Raw genomic sequence first — 23,004 nt, 5'->3', positions numbered from 1 at the left:
ACTGATGACAAGCGGGTAGTGTTCCGAGCCGCGGGAAGTAATGAACACGCGTTTTGCACGAGCGAGATATCCGCCGCGCCGTACCGGCGAAGAAGCCGGAGAGCAGCGGGAAGACGACCCGATACGCGACTACGCACCGGCGGGTGAGCGGCGCGCGCCGGCTTGACGAGGCGCACTCAAGCTCGGCTGCGCTACGCGCTCATTTCGCCGGGTTTGATGTAGGATTGCTCTGGCTGCTAGCGATCACGCCACGGACACGATCCGCCGCGACCGCTGCAAGCAGCGGAGGGGGGGAGATTCGAACTCCCGGACCCTTGCGGGTCGCCGGTTTTCAAGACCGGTGGTTTCAACCACTCACCCACCCCTCCACATCGGTTAAGTTGCGGACTGGCCACGTTTTATCTCAACTCGAAAGTGCGCGCTAGCGGGCGCTTTTTCGAAGCTGGTCGTCTCTTACAGCCGGACGAGGCCATAGTTTACGCCAGCGAGTCAAATGGCCCCGCGTCCGTGTCCGCGAAACGGGGTGCGGGCTCGGCCCATCAGCGCCTTCAGTGGCGAGGACTTGCTGCCAATAAATGACCAGCTTGCGAACTTGAAGGGTTCGGCGCTGGACCTGATTCTGGAAACGCCTGGCGGGTCTGGTGAAGCGGCAGAGGACATCGTCCGCTCGCTGCGGAACCGGTACAACGACCTGGCCATAATCGTGCCCGGCTGGGCGAAGAGTGCCGGTACTATCATGGTGATGGCGGCCGACGAGATTCTGATGGAGCCGGCATCGGCGCTGGGTCCGATCGATGCGCAGATATTCTGGCCGGGGGAAGGTGTTCTCCGCGGACGCGCTGCTTGAGGGATTCGAGAAGATCAAGAAAGAGGTGGAGGACACGGGAGCGCTCAACCGCGCGTACATCCCGACCCTTCAAGGTATCTCACCGGGCGAACTGCAGAGCGCCGAGAACGCACTGAAGTTCGCAAAGGTTCTCGTGACCGAGTGGCTTGCCCGGTACAAATTCCAGGGCTGGTCTCATCACTCAAGCACCGGCGGTCCCGTAACTGAAGCTGAAAAACGGGCGGGCCGAGGAGATAGCTGCCCAGCTGTGCGACCATCGGCGCTGGCTGACCCATGGACGGTCAATCAAGCTGGCGGATTTGGAGGCCATGCGCCTGCGGATCACGGACTATGGGCAACAGGCGGAGCTGGCGAACGCAATTCGCCGCTACTACACCTTGCTGCAGATGACGTTCGCGACGAACATCTACAAGGTGTTTGAGACGCCGACATCGCAGGTCGATCGCTTCATCATGCAGCAAGTGCCGCCGCCGTAGCCCGCGCCGGCATCGGCTGAGGCGGAGGTAGCGATCATTGAAGCGCAGTGCGGAAAGTGCAATACCCCCACGCGTGTGCAGGCAAACCTTGGTCAAGCCCGGCCCTTGCAGGCGGGGTGCGTGGCATTCCCAGCGAATAATAGGCTGGTTTGCCCGAACTGCGGCGCAGAGATGGACTTAGCGCACGCGCGGCGGCAAATTGAGGGGCAGGCGAAGAAGCCCATCGTTGCCTAGGTGAAAGAGGCCTGGAAGAACAGAGTCGTTTCAAGATCGTCTTCGAGAAGCTCGCGGAAGCGCGGCGCGCCGGGGCGATCAGTGAGGCGGAAGTGGCGGAGAGCGCGCAGCTGCAGGCGGAGAGCGAAGAGATCGCGGAGCTGCGGCGAGTGGTGAGCGAGATCACCGAACCGGAGCCGAAGTCTTTCACGACGGCATAGGGCTTCGCGCCGGGCGTCAGAGATAGAGTGCGGATTCATGAAGATCAGCGTGCCACCCGATATCGAACGCGCCCTTACCGCGCGAGCTGACGCACTGGGGACGACGCCTGAGATCTTGGCGGTGGACAGCCTGCGCGAACGGTTTTCCGCGGAGTCGGATATCGACAACGGAACCCGCCGGGAAAAACAAGGCCAAGACGGTTGCCGATTTTATCGAGAGGTACGCCGGCGTCATGCACAGCAGCGAGAAGGTGTCGGGCGGGGCCCAGATGTCCCAAGACGCCGGAAAGAAGTTCGCCGACGGTCTCGCGCAGAAGCGCGCGGCTGGCCGGTTGTGACGCTCACCGACACCGGACCGCTGGTGGCGCTGCTCGACGCCGACGATCGCCACCATTCCAAGTGCGTCGCGGCTCTGAAGCAGCTTCCTGCTGCGGCGCTGCTCACGACATGGCCCTGCTTCACCGAAGCGGGCAAACCGCGGCCGTTGCGGGCGCATATGTCATGTGTTATATCCATCTCCAGTTCGGCACGCGATGGATACTTCGAGCCCCGACAGAATCCCCATCATCTACGGTGTTGTCCCGGACGACTGCGCCGTCAAGATCAAGGAATTGCGCGGCCGCTTAGGCCTCACTCAGACCCAACTCGCTGAACGCCTGCGCGTATCATTCGTCACCGTCAACCGCTGGGAGAATAGCAAGACCAAGCCTTCCGGCTTGGCTTGGGAGCAAATCGTCGCCTTACTTGGTGAGCGCGCAGAGACGCAAGCATCCAAGGCCGTAGGTACCACCATCGCCGCACTGGACTTCACGGGCCGACCGGAAGCCATACTGGCAATCGCCGAAGGCGAGCGTCTGTCGCTCGGCCATATGGCGAACCCAGCGTTCGCAGCTGAGATCGCACAGATCGATCCGCTGCCGCACCAACGCGTTGCCGTCTATGCGCACATGCTCGAACAGCCGCGCTTGCGCTTCTTGCTCGCCGACGATGCTGGTGCCGGCAAGACGATCATGGCTGGTCTCTACATCAGGGAGATGCTGTCACGCCGACTTCTTCGCCGCATCCTCATCGTTCCTCCGGCTGGGCTCGTCGGCAACTGGCGGCGCGAACTCGCGACGCTCTTTAGTCTGCCCTTCAGAGTAGTGGAAGGCAGTGACGCCACCTCCGCGAATCCATTTGTGGGCGAAGGCAGTGATCGCATCATCGTGAGTGTCGATACCCTTGCGGGCGCGAAGGCCTTTGGGCGCCTCAGCGCGCCGAACGTCGAGCCGTACGACTTGGTTGTCTTCGACGAAGCACACAAACTGTCCGCCGACCGAGGCAACGATCTCCGGGTGAGGCGCACTGAGCGATACAAGCTGGCCGAGGCCATCGCTGGTGTGCCCGATGCCGACAAGGACTGGAAACTCCCGTGGGCGGCGGCGAATTTGCTGTTGCTCACAGCCACGCCACATATGGGCAAGGACTACCCGTACTTCGCGCTGTGGCGACTTCTCGATCCGTCCGTGGTCTCGACGCCGGAAGCATTTGCCGAGTATCCGCGGGAACAGCGTCAGTTGCATTTCATTCGCCGCACGAAGGAAGCGATGGTCTACCTGGACGGGCGGCCCCTGTACCCGACGCGCATCTCCGACACGCTTGGATACGACCTGTCTCAGGGCGAAGTCAGCGAGCAGACCCTCTATGACGAGACCACTAACTACCTCCGGTTCGTCTACAACAAGGCCAAGTTGCTGAACCGCTCGGCAGCCCGGCTCGCCATGAGCGTGTTCCAACGTCGCCTGGCAAGCTCAACGTGGGCGTTGTTGCGGTCGTTCGAGCGGCGCGTTGGCAAGCTGGACAAACTCATCGATGACATCGGGGCGGGTCGCATCACGATCGAACAGTTGATCACGTTACAGCGTCGCATGGACTTTGAGGACACCTTCGACACAAAGACCGCCGACGACGAACGCTCTCCGGTGGACGGCGGTGAGGAAAACGAGCAATCCGAGGATCGCCTCCTGCAAGGCGTGGTTGCCGCGTCGCTCGCAGATCTTATTGCGGAACGGGATCAGGTCTTGTCCCTGCGCGATCTGGCCAAGCGCGTTTACGACAAGGGAATCGAGTCAAAGTTCGAAAAGCTGCAGGAGCAGCTCATGTCCAAGCGCTTCGCGCACGAGAAGCTGATCATCTTCACTGAGCATCGCGACACCCTCGATTTCCTCGTCCGCCGCCTGAACGGCTTAGGGTATACGGGCCAGGTTGCCCAGATCCACGGTGGGATGCACTACACCGAGCGCGAGGATGAGGTCGAACGATTCCGCAAAGCATCGAGCGACGGCGGTGCCCGCTTCCTGGTGTGTACCGACGCCGCCGGCGAAGGCATCAATCTTCAGTTCTGCTGGGCAATGATCAACTACGACGTACCGTGGAACCCTGCGCGCCTTGAACAGCGCATGGGTCGCATCCATCGATACGGCCAGCAACACGATCCAGTTGTGATCATCAATCTCGTCGCACCCGAGACGCGCGAGGGCAAAGTTCTGGAGACCCTGCTGAAGAAACTGGAGCGCATTCGAAAGGAGCTGGGGTCCGACAAGGTGTACGATGTTGTCGGCCGGCTCCTGCAGGGCGTCTCAATCAAGCAGTACATGGAGCGCGTGGCAACGGCGGACAATCCGCAGTCGGTCGCGGAAGAACTTGGCGGTGCGTTCACAAAGGAACAAGTCGAAGCCCTGGCTGCGCGTGAGCGTGCACTCTACGGCGACGGTGGTGAGGTGAAACGCGACCTGCCACGCCTTCGCGTCGCGATGGACAATGAAATCTATCGCCGGCTGATTCCAGGATTTGTGCGGCACTACATTGAGAAGGCCGCACCGCTCGTCGCGGTAGCCGTCGATGGCGACCTCGGCGGATACTTTGCACTACGGCCGATGAGCCCAGCGGCGAGCGCCAAACTGCTTCCGGAGTTAGAAACATACCCGCTGCGGCTACATGATCGGCTATCCGTATCGCGCCCGCCGTCGAAGAGTGATGGCATCTGGGTTCATCCAGGAGAACCGGTCTTCGAGCAACTACGCGCGTTGGTTTTGGAAAAGTTGGGTTCCGAGGCGTTGCGCGGCGCCGTGTTCGTGGACCCGGAGACCGAGCGTCCATACTTGTTCCACCTCGCGCTCATCTCGGTGGTTCGTGAAGCGGACGCCACGATCGAGGAGTTCGCGACCGCCCGGGCGCTTGAGTGCCGCCTCGTTGGCGTCAAGCAGTTCGAAGGTTCCGATCTGGAGGTGTGCTCCGTCGAGCGCCTGTTGCTACTTAAGAAGGGCGGCGGATTGCCTCCTGCCGCGCAGCGCCTCGCGCTTGCTGCTAGTGATATTCGGGATCAGGCCGCCGCTTTCATTGGTGAGCGCGTTGCGCGGCAGATAGCAATCGACCGGAAGAACCGTCTCCTCGCCACCGTCGCCGAACGCGAATCATTTCTGCATCGGGGCTTCAGCTTTCAGGAAGCTGACCTCGCTGCGGCACGCGCAAAGCACTCAGAGAAGGTCCGCGCTGGCAACAAGGCGGCGGTGACAGAGCTGGAACGGATCAAGCAGGCGCAGCGCGAGCTGGCGGGTCGGCGCGAACACGCCATTGCCGTCATCCGTCGAGAACCTGATCTCATCGCGTTCGGCCCAGTGCAGTTTCTGGCGCACGCATTGGTGGTGCCGTCGTCTGATCCGCTCGATCGAGAGCAGCACGACACCAAGGTCGAGCAACTTGCGATGCAGATCGCTCGCGAATGGGAAGAGTCGGAGGGAGCCACGGTGCTCGACGTGCACACGCCCGAGCTGGCCCGCGCCGCTGGGCTGCCAGACTATCCAGGCTTCGACCTGCTGTCGCGTCGGCCGAATGGTCACACGCGCGGCATTGAAGTGAAGGGACGAGCCGCAACCGGCGATGTTGAGATGCTCGCCAATGAGTGGGCAAAGGCCTGCAATATGGGCAGAGCGTACTGGCTTTACGTTGTCTATGACTGCGCCACGCCGGCGCCGCGGCGAGTGCGCGTGCAGGATCCATTCAGCCGGTTGCTCGCCAAGGTAAAGGGGAGCTTCCTCATTAGCGCCAAGGAGATCACGTCCGCCAGCCGCGGAGTAGAGGAATCCACAGATGACACAGATGAGCGCAGATAGGGACGTCAGGCGGCATCTAATATCTGTGGCCATCTGCGCCATCTGCGGATCAATCCCGTTCTCGGCAATCACGTGGCGGAGGTGAGCGACGCATGACTGATCCCAATCTGTTTCATGGCTCCTTGTCCTTCGAGCTCGGCGAAAACCTGCGTGGCCTCAACCCACACTGGCAAGGCAAGCCAGGTCCGCAGGTGCCCGCGTTTCGCAGGTGGATCTTTCCTCGCTTGCTGCGGCTGCTCACTTCGGGGCTCACGCCCGCAACGGTGCTCCGCGGCCCTCGCCGCGTCGGGAAAACGGTGCTGCTACGGCAGATCATGGAGCAGTTCCTGGGCGATGGGTTGAACCCGCACCGAATCCTGTATGTGCCGTTCGATGAGATCGAGAGCCTTGGCGAGATCAAGGACCCAGTCCTGACCATTGCGCGATGGTTTGAGCAGTCCATTCTCAAGCGCACGTTCAACGAGCTGGCCCGCGAGGGCGCCACGGCCTATCTGCTGCTCGATGAGGTGCAGAACCTGGATGCCTGGGCACCACAGATCAAGCACTTAGTCGATAACCATCAAGTCCGTGTGCTAGTCACCGGTAGTTCTTCACTCCGGATCGAGGCTGGTCGCGACAGCCTCGCTGGGCGAATCACGACGGTCGATCTCGGAACGCTGCTCCTGCGTGAGATCTCGCAGCTCCGCTTCGGTAACACCCCCACACCGTACTGGGCGGACAACGGGATGGACGCCGTGGCTACGCCAAACTTTTGGCAGCAAGCAGTGAAGCACGCGCAGGCGGAGCGCGAGATGCGATGGCAAGCGTTCACCGCCTTTTCGGAACGGGGCGGCTATCCGATTGCACATGAGCGGCATGAGATGCCGTGGCCGGAGATGGCGGATTACCTGAACGAGACCGTGATCAAGCGCGCTATCAAGCACGATCTGCGAATGGGGTCCCGCGGCGTCAAGCGTGATGAGAAGCTGCTCGAAGAAGTGTTCCGTCTGTGCTGTCGCTATGCCGGACAAACGCCCGGCCAGAAAGTGTTCGTGCCCGAAATCCAGCAGGCGTTGGCGGGCAACATCGGCTGGAACCGAATCCTCAACTATCTGCGGTTTCTTGACGGCACGCTCTTGATTCGGCTCGTCCAGCCGCTGGAGTTGCGGCTCAAGAAAAGGAAGTCACCTCCGAAGATCTGCCTCTGCGACCATGCACTGCGCGCCGGGTGGCTCCAGGAGATCGTGCCTCTCGACCCGGAGGGGCTGCAGCGCGAGCCCCACTTGTACGACCTGGCCGGCCACTTGGCGGAGAGCACGCTCGGCTACTTCCTTGGTGCCATCCCGGGGATTGATCTGGCGCACTTTCCTGAGCGCGGCGCGGAGCCCGAGGTGGATTTCGTAATCACGGTGGGCACGCGGCGAATTCCAATCGAAGTCAAGCATCGTAAGCGCATCGATCCCCACGACGACACGCGCGGTCTACGCGCCTTCCTCGAAAAGACCGTCTACAACGCCCCGTTCGGTCTGCTGGTGACGATGGAAGACGGTGTCGCCATTCCCGACCCGCGGATCATTCCGATCTCTCTTTCCGCGCTCCTGTGGCTGAGGTGAATCCACAGATGACGCAGATTAACGCAGATGAAAGAACCAGTGTGCGCCTCGGTCTTCTATCTGTGTCATCTGCGCCATCTGCGGACTGAGGTGATGCATGCCTGACTTTCCGCGTCTCATTGAATTTTCCTTCCCCCTGAAGCAAGCCTCGCTGGACTCGGTCCACGAGAAGAACGTCCGGCACGGGCACATCTCGACGCTGCACATCTGGCCGGCGCGCCGGCCCCTCGCGGCGTGCCGTGCGGCCCTGATCGCCACGCTGCTGCCCGATCCCGGCGATCCCGAGAAGCGCCGCGAACTGTGTGAGAAGATCGGTGGTCGGGTGAAGAAGATCGTCGAGCGCAAGAAGATGCCGAACGGTTCGATCGTCGAGCGCGAGAAGGAAGTAACGGAAGGTGGCATCCTTCACTGGTACGGTGACCCCAAAACGAAGGACGAACGCGAGATCGTCCAGACACAGAAGGACGACATCGAGTGGTTCCGCAAGGAAATCCGCCAGACCTATGGCGGGCGCCCGCCTCGGGTGCTCGATCCATTCGCTGGCGGCGGTGCCATTCCGCTTGAGGCGATGCGATTGGGTTGCGAGGTGACGGCCAACGATATCAATCCCGTTTCTTGGTTCATCCTGAAGTGCACGCTCGAGCACCCGCAGAAGCTTGCGGGCCAGACACGGCCACTGCCCGACTTCATTCTCTCGAACGAGGAATTTATGCTGGCGTTCTTCGAGAAGTCTAAAGGCCAGACCAAAGGCGAGGCGAAGGCCACGTATCGCAAGCTCCAGGCGCGGTTGGGCCAACGCGCGCCTCAACGACGCAATGCCGAAGCCGAGCAGGGGCATCTCTTCACTTCTCACGATGTCGATATCGAAGGTGACCTTGCCTGGCACGTGCGGGCGTGGGGGCAATGGGTGTTCAAGCACGCGCGGCGGGATCTGGCGAAGTATTATCCCGTCTACGCCGAGTTCCAGCCGCTCAAACCGGGGAAAGCTTACGAGGCGCAGCCCATGCAGTTGGTGCCGATCAAAGAAGACGGCGCGCCTGACATTGAGTCGCTCAACGCCGAGTTCTCAACGGAGTACCTTGGGCACAAGTTGAACCCGCGCTGGGTTGCCAAGCCAACGGCGGCGTACCTCTGGGCACGCACGGTTGTGTGTAAGAATTGCCGAACCATGCTGCCGCTGCTGAAAACACGCTGGCTGGCGAAGAAGGACAGGAAGCGGGTGGTGCTGACGGTGACGCCGAAGCCCGATGAGAGTGGCGTTGAGTTCGGTATCGATACGAACGCGCCCGTCAAAGGCGGCAATGCCGCCCAGCGCCGTGAACATGACAAGAAGTTCGGCGCGGGAACCATGTCGCGTGCGGGCGCCAAGTGCCCCTGCTGCCCTGCCATCATGACGATGGAAGACATCCGCGTTGAGGGACAGGCCGGACGCCTATCCGCAATCATGACTGCGGTCGTCGTGAGTGGTCCGAGCGCCAAAGAGTACCGGCGACCAACCGCGCACGAGATCGACATCGCGACGCCTAGCGACGCGAAACTTGAGGCTGCATTCGCCGATGTGCCCTTCGGTATCCCCGAGGAACCGACACCGAGTGCCGAAGCGCTCGGCATGCGCGTGCCGCTCTACGGCTTCGACAGGTGGCGTAAACTCTTCACCACTCGCCAATTGCTCACGCTCGGGACATTCGTCAGACGAACGCGTGCCGCGCGTGAATCGTTGGAGACGAGCAAGTACGCTCAAGAATGGGTTGAGGCTGTTGGGGCCTACTTGGCTCTCATGCTGGACAGGCTCTCAAATCAGACCAGTACGCTATCGAGGTGGAACCAGGGCGGCGAGAAGATCGAAGGTACATTCGCCCGCTTCGCTCTGTCCATGCTGTGGGACTTTGCCGACACGAACCCACTCGCCGACACCAGTGGCGGATACCAGAGCGCAATCGATTGGGTGGCTCTCGCGAATGCTCACGTTGGGTTGGCGGCTTCCGGGGCGCCTTCACCGATTGCACGCCGGACATCAGCGGTCCGATCGGTTGGAAGTGAGTTTGACCTCATCCTGACCGATCCTCCGTACTACGATGCGATCCCGTACTCGGACTTGATGGATTACTTCTACATACTGCTTCGTCGGTCCCTGTGGGGTTCATCTTCGGACTTTGACTCGGCCTTTGCGAGTCCGCTCGCGCCAAAGTGGAACGAAGATGAGGGTGATGGAGAACTGATTGACGAGGCAAGCCGTCACGGAAACGATGCCGCGAAATCCAAGCAGGCGTACGAGGATGGAATGGCAATGGCCTTCGTTCGCTGCGCAGCGGCACTGCGATCAGAAGGACGACTCGTGATTGTTTTCGCCAATAAGCAGCCTGATGCTTGGGAGACACTGGTTTCCGCAATCATTCGCGCCGGCTTCGCTGTCGACGGCTCCTGGCCCGTCGAAACCGAGCGGGGTACTCGGATGCGAGCGCAGAGCGCCGCGGCGCTCGCTTCTTCAGTATGGCTAGTGTGCAAGAAGCGCCCCGCAATCGCCCAGCCCGGCTGGGACACAAGAGTCCTAGCCGACATGCGCGCGAACATCGGCGTCCGCCTGCGCGAGTTCTGGGATGCTGGAATCCGTGGCCCGGACTTCGTGTGGGCCGCTACCGGCCCGGCACTGGAGGCGTACAGCAAGCATCCGGCAGTAAAGAAAACAACGGATCCGGGCAAACTGATGACCGTCTCGGAGTTCCTCACTCACGTCCGCCGCATCGTCGTCGATTATGTAGTGGGACAGGTACTGTCCCGGGGGCACGGCGGTGATGCAGATGCGGCAGCGGCAGAGCGGCTCGACGAGTCGACCGCCTACTACCTGCTCCACCGTTACGACTTCGGTATCGATGACGCACCGGTCGGCGCCGTCATCCTCTATGCGGTGTCGTGCGGTCTTTCGGACCATGACCTCACCAACACCTGGGACCTGGTCGTGAAGAGCGGCGGTGAGTCCGCTCAGCAAGAGGATGACGAAGACGCCGGCACGGAGGACGGCGCCACCGAAGCCAACGCAGAAGAGGAGGGTTCGGGAAGTCGGGCGCGGCTCAAGTCATGGTCGCAACGCAAGGCCAGATCCCTGGGTTACGAAGCGCCGAGCGGTCGTGCCGTTCCACTGATTGATCGCATCCACCGCTTGATGCACCTCTGGCACGCCGGAGACGTTCACCAGGTTGATCAATACCTCGATGACCACGGCCTGCGCCGCCAAGAACTGTTCAAGCGCGTTATGCAGTCGTTGATCGAACTGGCACGTCACGACAAGCGCCCGGACCGCGAGGAACTGCAGATTCTGGAGAGCCTCGCCAACCACATCGGTGCCAAGGGCGCCACGCCTGAGCAGAAACAGGTGCCGCTTGGGTTTGAATCCGCAGATGACGCAGATGGACGCAGATAGAAAGCAAATGGAGAATTCATCTGTGTCATCTGCGCAATCTGTGGATAGAGATCCCAGAACCTACGCGATCATCGGAGCTGCCATGGAGGTGCATCGGCAATTGGGGTGCGGCTTTCTGGAGGCGGTCTATCAGGAAGCACTCGCGATTGAACTTGAGAGTCGTGCCATTCCGTTTCGCCGTGAAGTCGAGCTTCCCATCTCCTACAAAGGTGCGCAGCTATCCTGTTCATACCGGGCAGACTTCGTATGCTACGACGGAGTCATCGTCGAGCTGAAGGCGCTGGGGGTGCTTGGTGGCCCCGAAGATGCCCAGGTCATCAACTATCTCAAGGCGACGGGCTTCAGTACCGGGCTGTTGCTGAACTTCGGCACACCACGACTCGAACACAAACGCTTCATTTATACCAAGTCCACAGATGACGCAGATGGCCACAGATAGAGGCCCGAAGAGGAATTGCATCCCTTCATCTGTGTCAGCTGCGTCATCTGTGGATTGATTGGAGGAACAAGATGCCGAAGCTAGCATGGACACCCTGGCATCAGGTAGTGCGACTACGGGACGACTTGAAGTCGGGAGAATTGCCGCTGCACATGTTTGCCGCGGACCTCTACGAGGTCTTGATGCAGAGCGGCAAGCGGCCGATCTATGAGAAACCAGAGAACTTCTTTGCGCTGACGTTCCCGACGCACAACTTGCGATCGTTGGTACGTGACGTCGTGCTGCGCGTGGCCGGCAAGAATGACAAGGCGGTCCGTCAGCTCGAGCTGACCTATGGCGGCGGCAAGACGCACACGCTGATCACCCTCCGGCATCTTGTCCACGACCCGGATGCATTGCCGGACCTGCCGTCGGTGCAGGAGTTCATTCAAACAATCGGCCAGCGCCCCCTTCAAGCCAGGGTTGCAGGCCTCTGCTTCGACAAGCTCGATGTTGAGAGCGGCATGGATGTCCGCTCGCCGGCGGGTAAGGTACGGCGACTGAAGCGGCCCTGGAGCGTTCTCGCGTATCAGATCGCCGGCGATGATGGGCTCAAAATGTTGCACGCGGATCGCAAAGCGGAGGAACGCGAGACAGCGCCCGCAGAGAACGTGCTCACGGATCTCCTGGAGATACCGGTGAAGCAGAACCTGGGGGTGCTGATCCTGATCGATGAAGTTCTGATGTACGCTCGCGAGATCGGTCAGGCAGACGAGCAGCGCGGCCGCCTGGTCAATTTCTTTCAGTATCTGACGCAGGCCGCGACCAAAGTTGACCGTTGCTGTATCGTCGCCTCGCTGTTGGCCACCGATCCCAAGAAGAGTGATTCATTCGGCCGGCAAATCCTGAACGAGCTATACGACATCTTCCGCCGACAGAAGGAGGAGGGGGTTGAGCCGGTAGTGAAAGAAGACGTCGCCGAGGTGCTACGGAGGCGGTTCTTCACACCCGATTCGATTCGCGACAGCAACGTGTTCCGGTCACACGTGATCGCGGCACTGCAGGGCATCAAGGCGCTTGACGAACTGACTGCACGGCAAGGTAGCTCCGCGGAGAAGCGATTCCTCGACAGCTACCCGTTCCATCCCGACCTGACCGAGGTTCTTTACGAAAAGTGGACACAGTTGGCCGGTTTTCAACGCACCCGCGGACTGCTGCGGACCTTCGCCCTGGCACTCCGCGAGGCGGAAAAATGGGACACGTCTCCAGTGGTTGGACCGGCAGTATTCCTCAACGCCCCGAACGCCGCCGGACTCGCAGAAGCCGTGCGCGAACTCGTTAGCGTGGCCGACACCGAAGAACACGAAGGCAAGAAGCAGGCGTGGACCGGCATTCTCGACGGCGAGCTGACACGAGCGCGCGACATTCAACGCGAATCCGTGGGGCTCAACTTCCGTGAGATCGAGCAAGCTGTCACGGCAACGTTTCTACACTCGCAGCCGATTGGTCAGAGCGCGAAGACGCGTGACCTGATGGTGCTCCTAGGTCCAACGCGACCAGACAAAATTGAATTGGAGAAAGGATTGACTCGCTGGGCGCAGACGAGTCATTGGCTCGACGATCGCTTCGCGTCCGGCGACGATACGCTGCCCAGTCAATGGCGTATGGGGAACCGACCTAACCTGACCCAGATGCACGCCAAAGCGACGAGCGAGATACCAGATGACACTGTGAAGGCCCGTCTCATCGACGAGATCGGTCGAACGAAGACGCTGACATCCGGTGCACAAGCGGCGGGCGTGCGCGTACACACGCTGCCGGCACGGCCGCGTGAAGTCGATGACGACGGACTGTTCCGCTACGCCGTGCTTGGACTAAGCGCCGCATCGGAGTCAGGCAAGCCGAGTGCTGAGGCGCGCCGCTTTCTCGACGAGACGACGGGGCCTGACAAGCCGCGCGTGTTCCGGAACGCAGTGATCCTGCTGACGCCGTCGAAGGATGGCCTTGAGGTCGCGATGGGCCGTGTCAGAGACTATCTGGGCTGGGAGCAAGTCCAGCACGATTTGCGCGAAGAGGAACAGCGAGGCGCCAGCCTCGATCCGTCGCGCATGGCGACACTCACCATGAGCATCGACAAGGCGAGAAAGAGGATGCCGGATGCGATTAACCAAGCATACTGTATCGTCGTAACAGTGTCTCAGACGGACGACGTGCAGGCCTTCAAGATTACGATCACCGATGATCCGGCGTTCACCACGATAAAGAGCGACTCGCGTTCGCGCATCCAAGATACCGCGATCACTGCTGATGCAATGCTACCGGACGGCCCGTACGACTTATGGAAGCAGGGCGAGACGAGCCGACGGGTGAAAGATCTCGCCGGCGCCTTCGCTCAGCTTCCGCATCTGCCGAAGATGCTCAAGGCGCGGGCGATCCTGGATACGTTGGTCGAGGGCTGCGCGCAGGGAACATTCGTGCTGCGATTGATGCGACCGGATCGAACGTTCCGAACGTGGTGGAAAAGCAAACCGGATGATGCGGCCCTGAATGATCCCGCGCTGGAACTGGTGCTTCCGCACGCTGCGGAGCTGGGCGAGATTGACCCAGAGCTACTTCGCCCGAGCGGACTTCCGGAGTTGTGGTCGAACGAGCAGATCACCCTGCAAGACGTCGTCGCCTACTTCGGTGGCGGGCGGGTCGTACAGATCCAACGCGAAGGCTTCACCGAGCCCCTCCAGATTCCGAAGGCGTCACGCGCAGTCGTCGAAACGGCGGTGAGTCAAGCTGTCGAAGCGGGACTCATCTGGCTGCTCGCCGGCCCCGCGAGTCTCCTCGGCGAATCAATCCCACCCGGGTTGCTGGACGACGCCACAGTGCTGCGGCCGCCGCCACCGATCATCGCGCCGGCCGAGACGATGCCCGAAAGCCTCCCTCAAGCCTGGAAGGACGGATCGACGACAGCACTGTCGCTCGCGACCGCGCTCTCTCAGAAGGCGGGGCGCACGCTGCCCTGGAAGACGGTTCGTGATGCGATCGACGCGGCGCTGCGGGCGCGGTTCATCAAGCAATCGGCTGGACCTGAGTGGCCGTGCTCATTCGAGGGGGCGCGTCTGGTCGAGCTCCAGGTGGGAGACCAATCGGGGAGAAGCAAAGAGAAAGAGCAGGAGCCGAAGCGCAACGTGGCAGTCGCGAGTGCCGAGTTGGAGCCGTCGGAGCTGCAAGATCTCGCGGATCACATGTCCGAGCTGTTGCAGCTACGCGCCCGCGCGAACGTCCCGATTCGATTTCATGTCAGTATCGAACTCGGCGACGGAAAGGCGCAGCTCGACAAAGACTCCATTGCCAGGTTCAACGAGTTGCTGAGGAAGATCAGAGAAGGGTTCCTGCTAGGCTGAATCCTGCGCTCGGCCTGGACGTCGACCTCGATGTGTCGTGAAAAGATACGGCCCGGCGGGCACGATGACGCTCACACGGGATTTCAGGGAACGCATCAAGCCCGAGCCCGGGCGATGAGACCGGGTGAACAGTCGCTAGGTCGGAGAAGGTCAAATGCGAAAGGGGGGACTTGAACCCCCACGGGTTTTACCCCACAGGATCCTGAATCCTGCGCGTCTGCCAATTCCGCCACTTTCGCATGAGTGCGGTGAAACGCCAGCGCTGCGCGGCGTTGGTGATAGCGCTCTGTGCCGGTGGGGTCAATAGCATAGTCCAAGGTCCAACGTTCAACGTCGGACGGCGGTGCGCCGTTGCACCATCTGCGCCTGAGTTGCGAAGCGCCATCGATTCCGGTAGCGACATCACGCGCCCTGAGTGCCCGCCATGGCCGAGTTGAGCAAGACCTACGACCCCACCGCTGTCGAGCAACGCTGGTACGAATTCTGGCTGGAGCGCGGGTTCTTCCATGCGGACGAGAGTGCCGCCGGCCCGCGCTTCGCCGTCGTTATTCCGCCCCCCAACGTCACCGGCATGTTGACGATGGGGCACGTGCTCAACAATACGCTGCAAGACATCCTGGTGCGCTACCAGCGCATGGACGGCAAGGTGGCGCTGTGGCTGCCGGGCACCGATCACGCCGGCATCGCCACCCAAAACGTGGTCGAGAAAGCGCTGGCTAAAGAGGGCCTCGATCGCCATACCCTCGGCCGCCAGCCGTTCTTGGATCGCGTCTGGGTGTGGAAGGAGAAGTACGGCAGCACCATCCTGCTCCAACTCCGCCGCTTGGGGGCGTCGTGCGACTGGCAGCGCGAGCGCTTCACCATGGACCCGGGCCTGTCGCGCGCGGTGCGTGAGGTCTTCGTGCGCCTGTACGAGAAGGGCCTGATCTATCGCGGCCACCGCATCATTCATTGGTGCCCGCGCTGCCACACCGCGCTCTCGGACGAGGAAGCCGTTACCACCGAGGGCGGCGAGGCCGGCAGCCTGTGGCACATCCGCTACCCCGCGGAGGACGGCGGTGCCGGTGTCGTGGTCGCCACCACGCGGCCGGAAACCATGCTGGGAGATACCGGTGTCGCGGTTCACCCCGATGATCCGCGCTACGAAGCACTGCTGGGCCGCCGCCTCACCCTGCCGCTGATGGGCCGCAGCATTCCGGTCGTTCCTGACGCCCTGGTCGATCCCGCCTTCGGCAGTGGCGCGGTCAAGGTCACACCGGCCCATGACGCCAACGACTTCGAGATGGCACAGCGCCATGGCCTGGCGCCCATCTGCATCATGAACATCGATGGCCGCATCAACGAGAACGGCGGCGCCTACAACGGGCTCGACCGCTTCGAAGCCCGCAGCCGCATCGTGGCCGACCTCGAGGCGCAAGGCCTGCTGGTGAAGACCGAGCCCTATCGCGTGCCGATTCGCCGCTGCGAGCGCTGCCACACGGTGATCGAGCCCTACCTCTCGGATCAGTGGTTCGTGCGGATGGAGCCGCTGGCACGGCCCGCCATCGCGGCCGTTAAGAGCGGGCGGCTGCGCTTCTTTCCCGAACGCTGGGTCGGGGTCTACCTGCACTGGATGAGCAACATCCGCGACTGGTGTATCAGCCGCCAGCTGTGGTGGGGCCACCGCATCCCGGTGTGGTACTGCGACGATTGCCGCGCGATCACGGTGGCGCGGGAAGACCCGGCCGGCTGCGCTCAGTGCGGCTCGGCGCGCATCAAACAGGACGATGACGTGCTCGACACTTGGTTCAGCTCGTGGCTGTGGCCGTTCTCGACCATGGGCTGGCCGGAAGAAACGCCGACGCTGCGCCGCTTTTACCCCACCGATACCCTGATCACCGCCGCCGACATCATCTTCTTCTGGGTCGCGCGCATGGTGATGGCGGGCTACGAGTTTATGGGCGACTGCCCCTTTCGCGATGTCTACTTCAACAGCATCGTGCGCGACCTGCAGGGGCGCAAGATGTCCAAGTCGCTGGGCAACTCACCCGACCCGCTGCACGTCATCGACCGCTACGGCGCCGACGCCTTGCGCTTCACCATCGTCTCCTCCGCGCCGCTGGGCGAGGACGTCCGCTTCGCCGAGGAGAAGACCGAGTTCGGCCGCAATTTCGCCAACAAGATCTGGAACGCGGCGCGCTTCTGCCTGATGAATGCCGCCGGCGCGCTGCCGCTGGCGGCGGATCACTCGCAGTGGAGTTTGCCGGAACGCTGGATCGTGTCGCGACTGCAAGCGCTCACCGGCGAAGTTCGCGCCGCGCTCGAGGCCCACCGCTTCAACGAGGCGGCGATGGTGTTGTACCGCTTCATCTGGGGCGAGTTCTGCGATTGGTTCGTCGAGCTGAGCAAGCTGAGCCTGTACGGCGAAGAACCGGCGGCGAAACAGCGCGCCCAGGCGGTCCTGCTCCACGTGCTGGAACAGATTCTGCGACTGCTGCACCCCTTCATGCCGTTCCTGACCGAAGAGATCTGGCAGGCCCTGCCGCAATGCAGCGCCGGCGCCAGCATCATGGTGGCGCCCTATCCACGAGCGGATGATCGCCTGCGCGACGAGGCTGCGGAGCGAAGCGCGGCACACTTGATCGAGATCATACGAGCGGTGCGTAACATCCGCGCGGAACTGGGCATCGCCCCGACCACGCCGCTGGCGGTGCGAATTGCCGCCACCGACGGGGCGGACGGCGTGGCGCGGTTCGAGCCCTACGTCAAGGCGCTGGCGCGAGTCAGCCGCGTCGAGCAGTTGGCCGGCGGCGAGCGGCCGAGCGGCGAGCCGTCCGCCGTCGTCGAAGGGGTGGGTGAGGTGTTCGTGCCGTTGCGCGGTGTGGTCGATGCCACCGAGGTGTGCAAGCGGCTGGAGAATGACCTCAACAAGGTGGCCAAGGAGCTGCACGGCGTCGAGGCGAAATTGGCTCGGCCCGACTTCGTCGCCAAGGCCCCCGAGGACATTGTCGCCAAAGAGCGTGCCCGCGCCGCCGCGCTGACGGAGCGTGCGGCCACACTGAACCGTCACGTCGAGACCTTGCGCCTAGGCCTCTGAGTACACGGTGTCGCATGGATGATGCACTCAGCCTTCCCGGTGTTGCCGACGTGATTGCGGCCGCGGTGGCTGAGGACCTCGGTCACGGCGATATCACCACCCGCCTCACGGTCGCGGCCAGTAGCCGCGCCAGCGCGCAGATTGTCGCCAAACAGTCCGGCCTGCTAGCGGGCTTGCCGCTGGTCGAGCGAGTTTACGCGCTCTTTGGCGGCGTGACGCTGGATCGGCACTACGCCGACGGCGACCCGCTCGAAGAAGGCGCCGTGGTCGCGGTGGTTTCCGGCAACACCCGTGCGCTGCTGGGCGGCGAGCGGGTCGCGCTCAACTTGTTACAGCACCTCTCCGGCATCGCCACCCTGACGGCCGCCTTCGTGCAAGCGGTCGGGGACGCTCGCTGCCGCATTGTCGATACCCGCAAGACCCTGCCCGGCCTGCGGCTGCTGGAGAAATATGCGGTACGAGTCGGCGGCGGCGCCAACCACCGCTTCAATCTCGCCGACGGCATTCTGATCAAGGATAACCATATCGCCGCCGCCGGCGGAGTGAGCGCGGCGGTCCAGAGCGCGCGTGCAGGGGCACCGCACACGCTCAAGATCGAGGTCGAGTGCACCACGCTGGCACAAGTTGACGAGGCGCTGGCGGCCGCGGCTGACTGCATTCTGCTCGACAACATGGAAGTGGCGGCCATCGCCGAGGCGGTGCAACGCATCGCCGGCCGCGCCCTGGTCGAGGCCTCCGGCAACATGACCCTCGCCCGTGTCCGCGCTGTTGCCGCCGCCGGGGTCGACCTGATCTCGGTCGGGGCGTTGACGCACTCGGCTCCCGCCTTCGACTTCAGCATGAAGCTGGTCACCTCCTCGCCGTCCGCCCGAGGGCAGGGCTGAGTGCCAGGGTTCGTATGAGTGCCGCCGCCCTGCCACTACGTACCGACGACATCGCCCCCCATCTGGAGACCGTCCGCCTGGGCCGCCGGCTGCACTGCTTTGATCTGCTCGACTCCACCAACACCCGCGCGCGCGAGCTGGCCGAGGCGGGCGCCGCTGAGGGCACGGCGGTGATTGCCGACCGCCAGAGTCGCGGCCGCGGCCGGCTCGGCCGCAGTTGGTCCTCGCCGCCGGCGCTGAACCTCTACCTGTCGTTGATCTTGCGCCCGCCGCTGCCGCCGATGGCCGCCCCGCAAATCACGCTGGTGCTCGGCCTGGCAGCAGCGCAGGCGGTGCGCGAGTGGACGCCGGAGGTCAGCATCAAGTGGCCGAACGATCTAGTAAGCCGTGGCCGCAAGCTCGCCGGTATTCTCACCGAGATGGCGACGGACGAAGACCGCATCCGTTTCGTCATCGCCGGCATCGGCGTGAACCTCAACGGTGAGGCCGGCGACTTCCCGCCTGAATTGCGCGACTCGGCCATATCCCTGCGTAGCGTTACCGGCGCCTCCGTCGATCGCGGCCGCTTTGCCGCCCGGCTATTGCATCACCTCGAGCTGCGCTACGATGAGTTCGTGCGCGATGGCTTTGCCGCCATCGCTCCGTGCTGGCAGGCCTACTCGGGTCTGACCGGCGCGGCCATCGTGGTGCAGAGCCAAAGCGGCGACATGAGCGAGAGGATTACAGGCACGGTGCTCGGGTTGGCGGACGACGGGTCGCTGCGGCTACGGCAAGCCGACGGCAGCGAACGGCGGATCGTGGCCGGCGAGGTGACGGTGGTGGGCGGATACGGCGTCGCCGGAGGCAGCAGCTGATGTTTCTCGCAATCGACGTTGGCAACACTCACACGGTGTTTGGTATCTACGCCGGGACGGCGCTGCAGCGGCATTGGCGGCTGATGACCGACATCCATCGCACCAGTGACGAGTACGGCTTCCTCCTCCGCGGCCTGCTCGGCGAACAGTACGCGCCGCAGATCACCGGCATCGCGGTGTCGAGCGTGGTGCCGGCGATGACCGGCGTGATCGAGGCCCTCTGCCGCGACTACCTACACACCGCGCCGCTGTTCGTCGGCCCGGGCGTCAAGACCGGCATGCCGATATTGTACGACAATCCGCGTGAGGTCGGCGCCGACCGAATTGTGAACGCCATCGCGGCCTACGAGCGTACCCGCGCCACCACCATCGTGGTTGATTTCGGCACCGCCACCACCTTCGATTACATCTCGGACAAGGGCGAGTACGTCGGCGGCATCATCACGCCGGGCCTCGGCATCTCCGCCGAAGCGCTGTTCGAGCGCGCCGCCAAGCTCTATCGCGTCGAGCTGGTCAAGCCCAAGCACGTGGTCGGCCGTAACACCGCCGGCGCGATCCAGTCCGGTCTGATCTACGGCTATGTCGCGATGGTGGACGGTTTGGTGGAGCGCATCCAACATGAGAACGGCGTGCGCGCGCGGGTGATCGCCACCGGCGGCTTTGCCGCCTTGCTCGCGCCCGAATCCGCCACCATCGAGGAGGTGGACGAGTTCCTCACGCTCGAGGGCCTGCGTTTGATCTATGAGCGCAATCGCGCAACCAACTGACTTGGAGGAAGTATGCCCGTCGAAGATGTAGGCGCAATTCGCAACCTCGGCTTGGCCGGCCAAGGCGGCGTCGGCAAGACGGCGCTGGGAGAAGTCATGCTGTTTGACGGCGGCGCCACCACCCGTATCGGCCGGCTGGACGAAGGCACGTCGGCCTTCGGCCACGAGCCCGAGGAGGTCCGCCGCCAGCTGACGCTGACCACGGCGTTTCATCACCTCACCTGGCGTAAACACGATGTGACATTGCTGGACATGCCGGGATACGCCAACTTCATCCCCGATGCCCTCAACTGCATGCGGGCCGCGACCGGCTTGGTGTTCGTACTCGCCCCGGCCGCCGGCGAGATCAAAGTGGAAGCCGAGAAGCTGTGGGAGCGCGCCAACGAGTTGCAGCTGCCGCGGCTGGCCTTCGTCACCAAGATGGACCGCGAGCGCGCCGATTTCGCCCTCGCGGTCGCCGACCTGCGCAAGATCCTGGGGGCGAAGGCGGTGCCGATCCAGTTGCCGCTGGGCGCGGCCGAGACTTTTCGCGGGGTCATCGACCTGGTCGCGATGCGCGCCCTGGTGAGCAAGGGCGACGGCACGTTAGCCGAGGAAGCCGTCCCGGCCGATTTGCAAGCCGAGGCCCAGACCGCACGCGAGCAGCTGATGGAGCTGGTGGCCGAAGCTGACGACGAACTGCTGGAGAAGTATCTCGAAGCCGGCGAGCTCAGCACCGAGGAAATCTTGCGGGCGCTGCGCACCGGCACGGCAGCCGCCAAGCTGGTACCCGTGCTGTGCGGCTCGGCGGGTAAGAACATCGGTATCCCGCCGCTGCTCGACGCCGTGGTCTCCTATCTGCCGTCACCGGCGGAGTTGGGCGCCGCTGGCGGCAGCGATCCGAAAATCCACGAGCCCATCGAACGCCGCCCAGCGGTCGATGAGCCGTTCTCCGCCTTCGTGTTCAAGACCATCGTCGATCCCTTCGCCGGCAAGCTGTCGGTCTTTCGGGTGTTGTCGGGCCGCGTCAATGCCGATGCCACCGTGCTCAACGTCGGCCGCGATACCCGGGAGCGCTTCGGACACCTCTTCAAACTCGAAGGCAAGAAACAACAGGCAGTGCCGCAAGCCATCGCCGGCGAGATCGTCGCGGTGCCCAAACTCAAGGACACCGCCTCGGGCGACACCCTGGCGGAGGAAAAGGCGCCGATCCTGTACCCCGGGCTACTCGAGACTCCGACCGCGATGTCGTTCGCGATCGAGCCCAAGTCCAAGGGCGACGAGGAGAAGGCGACCACGGCGTTGCACAAGATGATGGAAGAAGACCAAACCCTGCACGTCACCCGCGACGCCGACACGCGCGAGATCATTCTCTCCGGCGTCGGGCAGTTGCACATCGAGGTGGCGGTGGAGAAGCTCAAGCGCAAGTTCGGCGTCGAGGTCTCACTCAAGGCGCCCAAAGTGCCCTATCGCGAAACCATCAAAGGGCGCGCCGAGGCCCAGGGCAAACTCAAGAAGCAGAGCGGCGGACGCGGCCAGTTCGGCGACGCCTGGCTGCGGGTCGAGCCGCTGCCGCGCGGTGGCGGCTTCGAGTTCGTCGATGCCATCGTCGGCGGCGTGGTGCCGCGCCAGTTCATCCCGGCGGTGGAAAAGGGCGTGCGCGAGGCCTTGGTCGAAGGCGTGATCGCCCACTATCCGATGGTGGACGTCAAGGTCACCTTGTACGATGGCTCGTTCCATACTGTCGACTCTTCAGAAATGGCTTTCAAGATCGCCGCCTCGCTGGGGTTCAAGATCGCCGTGGCGCAGGCCAAGCCGATATTGCTCGAACCGGTAATGACCATGGAGATCGTCGTCCCCGACGAGTGCATGGGCGACGTCATCGGCGATCTCAACAGCCGCCGCGGCAAGGTGCTCGGCGTCGATCCGAAATCGGGCAGCCAAGCGATCCGGGCGCTGGTGCCGATGTCGGAAGTGTTGAAGTACGCACCCGACCTGCGCTCGATCACCAGCGGCCGCGGCGCTTTTACCATCGGCTTCGACCACTACGAGGAAGTGCCAGCCCACTTGACCGAGAAGATCATCAAAGAAGCGGAGGCGGCCCGGGCCGCGAAGGCGTGATGGCCGGCGACATTCACTCCGACGAGGTCGCGGCGATCGTCGAGCACATTGGCCGCGGCGATGATCCTTACGTCGTACCCAAGGAGCTGGTCGAGGAGCCGGAAAGCCCGCCCCCGCTTGCGGCGCAACCCGCCGCTGAGCAGGAGATCGTCAACAAGAGCTTGTACAACCTGATTAAGAACATGGGGGTGGGCGAAAAGATCAAGCTCGCGCTCAAGGGCAACCGCGACGCCCGCACCATTCTGATTCGCGAAGCCAACCGCCTCATCCCACGTTTCGTGCTGCAGAACCCGCGCATCACCGACGATGAGATCGTCGGCATCGCCCGCAACCGCAACGTCGACGCCGAGTTGCTGCGCATCGTCAGCGAGCACAAGGAGTGGGGGCGCAACCAGCAGGTGCGCTCGGCCCTGGTCAGCAATCCGAAGACGCCGGTGGCGGTCGCCCTGCGCTTCGTCAACTCGCTGACCGAACGCGAACTGCGCCTGCTGGCCAAGAGCAAGAACATCACTTCGGCGGTGGCCGGCGCCGCCAAGCGCATCCTGATTCTGCGCACCACGCCGGGCCACTGACGGCGTCGAGCGGCTACCAA

General features: G+C 63.0%; 12 protein-coding genes, 2 tRNA genes and 1 pseudogene. 12 read left to right on the top strand and 3 right to left on the bottom strand.

What is annotated here, in order from left to right; translation table 11 throughout:
• Positions 1–283: 283 nt before the first annotated feature.
• Positions 284–368, bottom strand: a tRNA-Ser gene (locus HY699_00915).
• 125 nt (positions 369–493) lie between these two features.
• Between HY699_00915 and HY699_00910 the strand changes: the two are divergent.
• Positions 494–1,557: pseudogene (locus tag HY699_00910) on the top strand (Clp protease ClpP).
• A gap of 216 nt (positions 1,558–1,773) precedes the next feature.
• Here HY699_00910 and HY699_00905 read toward each other — a convergent pair.
• Positions 1,774–2,151: a hypothetical protein gene (locus HY699_00905; GenBank protein ID MBI4514363.1), complete on the bottom strand. Its 378-nt coding sequence runs from the start codon at positions 2,149–2,151 to the stop codon at positions 1,774–1,776.
• 139 nt (positions 2,152–2,290) lie between these two features.
• Between HY699_00905 and HY699_00900 the strand changes: the two genes are divergently transcribed.
• From HY699_00900 to HY699_00880, 5 genes are all read left to right on the top strand, one after another.
• Positions 2,291–5,908 (top strand): DUF3883 domain-containing protein, encoded by a 3,618-nt coding sequence (locus HY699_00900; protein ID MBI4514362.1) that lies wholly within the window; start codon positions 2,291–2,293, stop codon positions 5,906–5,908.
• A 92-nt stretch (positions 5,909–6,000) separates the two neighbouring features.
• Positions 6,001–7,500 (top strand): ATP-binding protein, encoded by a 1,500-nt coding sequence (locus HY699_00895; GenBank protein MBI4514361.1) that lies wholly within the window; start codon positions 6,001–6,003, stop codon positions 7,498–7,500.
• 97 nt (positions 7,501–7,597) lie between these two features.
• Positions 7,598–10,918: a DUF1156 domain-containing protein gene (locus HY699_00890; protein ID MBI4514360.1), complete on the top strand. Its 3,321-nt coding sequence runs from the start codon at positions 7,598–7,600 to the stop codon at positions 10,916–10,918.
• A gap of 7 nt (positions 10,919–10,925) precedes the next feature.
• On the top strand, positions 10,926–11,357 hold the full coding sequence (locus HY699_00885) for a GxxExxY protein (GenBank protein MBI4514359.1): 432 nt from the start codon (positions 10,926–10,928) through the stop codon (positions 11,355–11,357).
• 71 nt (positions 11,358–11,428) lie between these two features.
• Positions 11,429–14,731 (top strand): ATP-binding protein, encoded by a 3,303-nt coding sequence (locus tag HY699_00880; GenBank protein ID MBI4514358.1) that lies wholly within the window; start codon positions 11,429–11,431, stop codon positions 14,729–14,731.
• Positions 14,732–14,886: 155 nt separating this feature from the next.
• Here the strand turns inward: HY699_00880 and HY699_00875 are convergent.
• Positions 14,887–14,970, bottom strand: a tRNA-Leu gene (locus tag HY699_00875).
• 185 nt (positions 14,971–15,155) lie between these two features.
• Between HY699_00875 and HY699_00870 the strand changes: the two genes are divergently transcribed.
• The 6 genes from HY699_00870 to HY699_00845 are packed head-to-tail and all read left to right on the top strand — an operon-like array spanning position 15,156 to position 22,984.
• Positions 15,156–17,807 (top strand): valine--tRNA ligase, encoded by a 2,652-nt coding sequence (locus HY699_00870; protein ID MBI4514357.1) that lies wholly within the window; start codon positions 15,156–15,158, stop codon positions 17,805–17,807.
• A gap of 14 nt (positions 17,808–17,821) precedes the next feature.
• Positions 17,822–18,691 carry a carboxylating nicotinate-nucleotide diphosphorylase gene (gene nadC / locus HY699_00865; GenBank protein MBI4514356.1) on the top strand — a complete coding sequence of 290 codons (870 nt, stop codon included), beginning with the start codon at positions 17,822–17,824 and terminating at the stop codon, positions 18,689–18,691.
• Positions 18,692–18,705: 14 nt separating this feature from the next.
• On the top strand, positions 18,706–19,545 hold the full coding sequence (locus HY699_00860) for a biotin--[acetyl-CoA-carboxylase] ligase (protein ID MBI4514355.1): 840 nt from the start codon (positions 18,706–18,708) through the stop codon (positions 19,543–19,545).
• A complete protein-coding gene (locus tag HY699_00855) occupies positions 19,545–20,312 on the top strand; it encodes a type III pantothenate kinase (GenBank protein ID MBI4514354.1) in 768 nt (255 codons plus the stop codon). The genes HY699_00860 and HY699_00855 overlap by 1 nt, the downstream gene beginning before the upstream one ends.
• Before the next feature lie 12 nt (positions 20,313–20,324).
• A complete protein-coding gene (fusA, locus tag HY699_00850) occupies positions 20,325–22,412 on the top strand; it encodes an elongation factor G (GenBank protein MBI4514353.1) in 2,088 nt (695 codons plus the stop codon).
• Entirely contained in the window at positions 22,412–22,984 is a 573-nt protein-coding gene (locus tag HY699_00845; protein MBI4514352.1) for a hypothetical protein, read from the top strand. The genes fusA and HY699_00845 overlap by 1 nt, the downstream gene beginning before the upstream one ends.
• Positions 22,985–23,004: the final 20 nt, after the last annotated feature.

Source organism: Deltaproteobacteria bacterium (genome assembly GCA_016210005.1).
Classification (GTDB): domain Bacteria; phylum Desulfobacterota; class Binatia; order HRBIN30; family JACQVA1; genus JACQVA1.
This window is presented reverse-complemented; position numbering and strand designations above follow the sequence as displayed.